This is a genomic window from Ideonella azotifigens (genome assembly GCF_006519715.1).
GTDB classification, from domain to species: domain Bacteria; phylum Pseudomonadota; class Gammaproteobacteria; order Burkholderiales; family Burkholderiaceae_C; genus Ideonella; species Ideonella azotifigens.
This window is the reverse complement of record NZ_VIDT01001007.1, coordinates 1-1,494: the sequence shown is the minus strand read 5'-3', so window position 1 is coordinate 1,494 and position 1,494 is coordinate 1. Positions and strand designations below refer to the sequence as shown.

Sequence of the window (1,494 nt, the reverse complement as noted above, 5' to 3'; positions counted from 1 at the left end):
GCCCTGCAGTCCAGCACGGCCACGCGCAGGCCTTCGGAGGCGGCGTACACCGCCGTCGACAGGCCCGCCGGGCCAGCGCCGACCACGGCCACGTCGAACACCTCGTCGAATTCTTCCGTGCTGACCATACCGGCGCAGCGCGCCAGCGCGCCTTCGCTGGGGTTCACCAGCACCGCGCCGCTGGGGCAGACGGCCACCACGTCGCTGGCCTTGGCGTCGTACTGCACGGCCAGCGCCTTGGCGGTTTCGTCCTGCTCGGGGTCGACCACATGGTGCGGCTGGCCGTTGCGGCTCAGGAAGCTTTGCAGGCGCAGCACATCGGGCGAATTCGGCGCGCCGATCAGCACCGGGCCGCTGCCACCGGATTCGATCAGCGAGACGCGGCGCAGGATCAGCGCGCGCACCATGCGCTCGCCCAGGTCGGCCTCGGCAATGATGAGGGCACGCAGTTGGTCCGGCGGAATCAGCAGCACCTCGACCGGCGTCTCGGCGTGGCCGTCCACCAGCGAAGGCCGGCCCGACAACTGGCCCACTTCGGCCAGGAATTGCCCGCGGTCCTGCGACAGGATGGGCGTGACGCGGCCCAGGCCGTCGCGCTGGGTGATGGCCACGGTGCCGGCCAGCACCACGAACATGCCGGGGCCTGGCTGGCCCGCGGTGAACAGGCAGCTGCCGGGCGCATAGTGCTGCACCGTGCCGAAGCGGCCGATGCGCTCGATCTCGGCATCGGTCAGCGCCGGGAACATCTGCGCGCGGCGGCTGTTGAAGGTGTTGTAGGGCGTGTACGGCGCAGCTTCGTCAGGCATGCGGGTCTCCGATGCAACAAGGGGTGGTTGGCCATAGCTTAAAGCGTGTCGCGGACGGCGGCATCCGCACAAGGGCATAGCGCTTTCGCCCAGCACGAAGTGAGCCCTCGTCTTTGCGGATGCCAGCCCGGGCTTGCGCTTCGCACAATGGCGGCCATGCCTGAACCCACCACCTCGTCTCCCGCCCCCGCCACTTCCAACCCTGCCGGCCCGCTGCACGGCCTGCGCGCGGTCGAAATGGGCCAGTTGATCGCCGGGCCGTTTGCCGCCAAGACGCTGGGCGATTTCGGTGCCGAGGTCATCAAGATCGAACCGCCGGGCAGCGGCGACCCGCTGCGCAACTGGCGGCTGCTGCAGGACGGCACCTCCGTCTGGTGGCAGGTGCAGTCGCGCAACAAGCGCTCGATTGCGCTGGACCTGCGCCAGGCCGAGGGCCAGGCGATTGCCCGGCAGCTGATCGCCGAGGCCGACGTGCTGGTCGAGAACTTCCGGCCAGGCACGCTGGAAGCCTGGGGGCTGGACTACGAAAGCCTCTCGGCGCAGAACCCGGGCCTGGTGATGCTGCGCATTTCGGGCTACGGCCAGACCGGGCCTTACCGCGACCTGCCGGGCTTTGGCGCCATTGGCGAAGCCATGGGCGGGCTGCGCCACCTGACCGGCGAGCCGGGCCGCGTGCCGGTGCGCTGCG

The 1,494-nt window shown here is 70.2% G+C and carries 2 protein-coding genes; one reads left to right on the top strand and one right to left on the bottom strand.

The window, feature by feature from the left end:
• Nucleotides 1-806 (bottom strand): Crp/Fnr family transcriptional regulator (locus tag FKP22_RS30125; RefSeq protein ID WP_141291889.1); only part of this gene is annotated, 806 nt, incomplete at its 3' end.
• Nucleotides 807-962: 156 nt separating this feature from the next.
• On the opposite strand from FKP22_RS30125, the gene FKP22_RS30120 reads away from it, so the two are divergent.
• The coding region (locus tag FKP22_RS30120; protein ID WP_211361668.1) for a CaiB/BaiF CoA transferase family protein at nucleotides 963-1,494 on the top strand (532 nt) is incomplete at its 3' end.